The 3,624-nt window shown below is 63.8% G+C and carries 3 protein-coding genes; 2 read left to right on the top strand and 1 reads right to left on the bottom strand.

The features are described from left to right. Positions 1-1,130: ABC transporter ATP-binding protein (locus tag AC1DT3_RS14955; protein WP_477466036.1), on the top strand; the 1,130-nt coding region annotated here is incomplete at its 5' end. Positions 1,131-1,133: 3 nt separating this feature from the next. On the opposite strand, the gene AC1DT3_RS14960 is transcribed toward AC1DT3_RS14955, so the two are convergent. Next, on the bottom strand, positions 1,134-2,525 hold the full coding sequence (locus AC1DT3_RS14960; protein WP_477466037.1) for a peptidoglycan-binding protein: 1,392 nt from the start codon (positions 2,523-2,525) through the stop codon (positions 1,134-1,136). Between the two features lie 168 nt (positions 2,526-2,693). Here AC1DT3_RS14960 and AC1DT3_RS14965 point away from each other — a divergent pair. Beyond that, the coding region (locus AC1DT3_RS14965) for a chloride channel protein (RefSeq protein ID WP_477466038.1) at positions 2,694-3,624 on the top strand (931 nt) is incomplete at its 3' end.

Consider the following 3,624-nt stretch of genomic DNA (forward strand, 5'->3'; position numbering starts at 1 on the left):
TCGGCGCGGAGGAGCGCGAGGATCAACGCCTGGCAATGGTTCTGACCAAGTGGCAAAGCAGAACGGCACGGATCTGGCAACGAGCGACCATCAGCGGAACGTTGCAGCTGATCGCGCTTGTCGTCATCCGCGCGGCGATCATCGGCACGGCCATCTGGCTCTGGTGGCATGATCGAGCGACGCCGGGTGATCTCGCCTATGTGCTGACGACCTACTTCGTCATTCACGGCTATCTGCGCGATGTGGGCATGCACGTGAACAACCTGCGTCGCTCTGTGAACGACATGGAGGAGCTGGTTGCAATCCATCGTGAACCGATCGGTGTCGAGGATCGCCCCGGCGCCTCTGCCATCCGCATCGACCGAGGCGAAATCACGTTCGACGACGTCACGTTCCACTACGCCGGCCACGCCACACCGCTCTATCGCGATTTGGCGCTGACTATTCGCGCCGGCGAACGCGTGGGTCTCGTCGGTCCTTCGGGCTCGGGCAAGACGACGCTCGTGAAGCTGATCCAACGTCTCTACGACGTGACAAAAGGGCGGATTCTCATCGACGGTCAGAACATCGCCGATGCCCGCCAATCGTCGCTGCGCGAGCAGATCGCCATCGTGCAGCAGGAGCCGGTGCTGTTCCATCGCACCCTTGCGGAGAACATCGCCTACGCACGTCCCGGAGCGACCATGGCGGATATCGAACGCGCGGCGAAACTCGCCAATGCGCACGAGTTCATCCTGCGCTTGCCGAAAGGCTATGCGACGCTTGTCGGCGAGCGTGGCGTCAAACTCTCGGGTGGCGAACGTCAGCGCGTCGCAATCGCGCGGGCCTTCCTCGCCGATGCGCCCGTCTTGATTCTCGACGAGGCGACGTCGGCGCTCGATTCGGAATCGGAGACGCTGATCCAAGAGGCGATGGAGCGGCTGATGGAAGGGCGTACGTCGATCGTGATCGCACACCGTCTTTCCACCGTGCGGGCTCTCGATCGCATTCTGGTCTTCGATACGGGTCGCATCGTCGAAGAAGGAACGCACGCGAGTCTCTATCGCAAGGGTGGTCTCTATCGCCGCCTTTGCGACCACCAAGGGCTCGAGTTCACGCGGGAAACCCGCCTGTCCGAAAGTGCGGAATGATGGTCACGGACCGCACTGAATCGGCACGAGCGACGGCTTGGTGGCGTTCACGATCTCGGCGGCGCGCATTGGCGCCGCCGAGATGCTTTGCCGACCGATGATATTTGCTGCGACGGCGTTCACTTTTTCGGGGGCCACCAGCGCGTAACGGGTCGTCGGCATGATGCCGGCAATCCTGCGACCGTCCGCTGCTACGGTCCCGACAAGTCCGACGAAAGCACCCGATTGATCGAAGACCGGTGCGCCGCTGGCGCCTGGTTGGAGCGGAGCGCTGATGGCCGTTCCGTCGATGGCGACGCCGGGCGTCGCGTCGAGCCGCGCCGGTGCGCTCTCAACGGAAAATCCGACGACGAGGAGCTGGCTACCTTCCATCATGTCGCGAGACGCCAAACGCGCCGAAGGCGCCTTGAGATCGTCCGCGAAGTCCCACAGCCACGGTCCGGTTCCCCCGATCCGCAGCGGCTTCACACCGCCGGCGCGCGGATCCTTGCATGTTCCCACGTCGGCGCCAGTCACTATTTGCCGCTTCGCGACGGCAAGACCGGTTCCCAGTACATTGCTGGCTGTGATCGGCGATGGCGGCTTGCCAGCTGCCGGCATTGCGGGTGTCGGCGCTGCAGCGATGGGCATCGGGCCAGTGGGAAACGGCGTGAAGGAATTCGCGATGGCGACAACGATCGGATCGATCTTGGCCGCCAGCGTCTTGTCGTATCCGATCGAGAACGCCCGAATACCGGCAGCGGCGCTAGCGTAGCGCGTGTAGAATTTCCCCGTCGGCGTTTCACCGGCGATCACGAAGAAATCGGGTCTGATGATTTTGTACGTGACCGCGCGACCCGGAGTTTGGATCGCCACGTTGCGATCGAAGAGCGCCTGGAGGGTCGCATCCGGCGGGGCAACGCGGGTGTCGAGGGTAATCTTGCCGTCCGCGCTTTGCCAACGGCTTCCGCCGTTCGGATTGACATCCTGCTTCGACAGCACTTGCGACGGCACGCCGATCCTCACACCAGATTTCGGATCGTCGATGACGGAAAATCCTGCGGTGGTCCGGGCCTGCTGAGCGGCGGCTTGCAACGCGGCGCGCGCGGGGGCGCTCAGGATGCCGGTTGTTGGCAGCTTGCTCCGCTGCTGATAGGCCACGAGAGCATCGAAGGTCTGCCGGCCGAAAGTCCCGTTCGCAATTCCGCTATAATCCCCCGTCCAGATCAGGTTGTCCTGGATGGCACGGCGATCCGCGTCCGGAAGAGCTTCATAAGCGGCCCGGGCGGCGTCGATCGCCGGATCGGAGGCTGCGCGGCCGGCCGGGGAGGGCGCCTGCGCCCAGGCGAGAGGCTGGCCGAGGACGAACGAGAGCACGCAGAACACGAAGACGCCGCGGCAGCACTTGCTACCCATGGAAACACTCCCTTGCTGCCACTGTCATTGTGGGGCCGATGGATGCGGAGAGTATAGAGCGTCTCGCCGCAGTGGGATCCCGTTTTCATGTTTCCCCGCATTTACTTTGACTCGCGCGGTGCACCGTGACACATCACGACGGATCGTCAGATCCTGTTTTGCGCCCCCATGCGATTGTTGCGCTTCCCCCGCTTGCAGATCCTCGTCCGACGACGGGAGATTGCGTTTGTCGTCCTCGCGGCTCTGGTCGGCGTCGCCGCCGGAATCGTCGTCAGCGCGATGGGATTTCTGACGCAGTTCCTGCACAGCTTCCTTTATGGCACGGCCCTCACCGACCGATTGAGCGCAGTGGAGAGCATCACGCGCGAGCAAGCGTTGATCCCGGCCATTGGCGGCCTCCTGGTCGGACTGAGTGCATTGATCGTCGCGCGAACACGCACGAGCCATCTGGTCGATCCGATCGAAGCGAACGCCCTCCACGGCGGGCGGCTGTCTCTCAGCGATAGCCTGATCGTGGCCGGCCAGACCATTCTGTCCAATGGGTTCGGCGCTTCGGTGGGCATGGAGGCGGGCTACACTCAGATGGGGTCGGGAGTCGCCTCGCGCATGGCCCGACGGCTCAACCTGCGCCGCAACGATGTGCGGGTTCTGGTGGGATGCGGTGCCGCGGGTGCGATTTCGGCCGCTTTCAATGCGCCTTTGACCGGTGCGTTCTACGGATTCGAATTGATCATCGGCGTTTACTCGATCGCGACGGTCGCGCCCGTCATGGCCTCTGCCCTCGCGGCGATGTTGGTCACGCGCCTCCTCGGCACCGTCCCCCATCCCATCGAAGTGCCGCCAATCCCCGAATTGTCGGCGGTGGACTACTTCCCGTTTCTCGTTCTCGGCCTCGTCGCCGGCTTCGCGTCGGTCGGAATCATGCGGCTGGTGACCCTTGTCGAGAGGGCTTTCGTGGCGGCGCGGTGTCCACCTCTGATCAGACCCGTTCTTGGCGGCCTCGCCGTCGGGGCGATTGCGCTCTACGTTCCGCAGGTGCTCTCGGCGGGCCATGGCGCTCTGCACGTGGAACTCGAAGGCGGCTCCACATTCCTCATGC

It is taken from the genome of Microvirga sp. P4_G7 (assembly GCF_056401005.1).

Coding starts and splice junctions, on each gene's coding strand:
- AC1DT3_RS14960 (WP_477466037.1), bottom strand. CDS start 2,525: ATGGGTAGCAAGTGCTGCCGCGGCGTCTTCGTGTTCTGCGTGCTCTCG.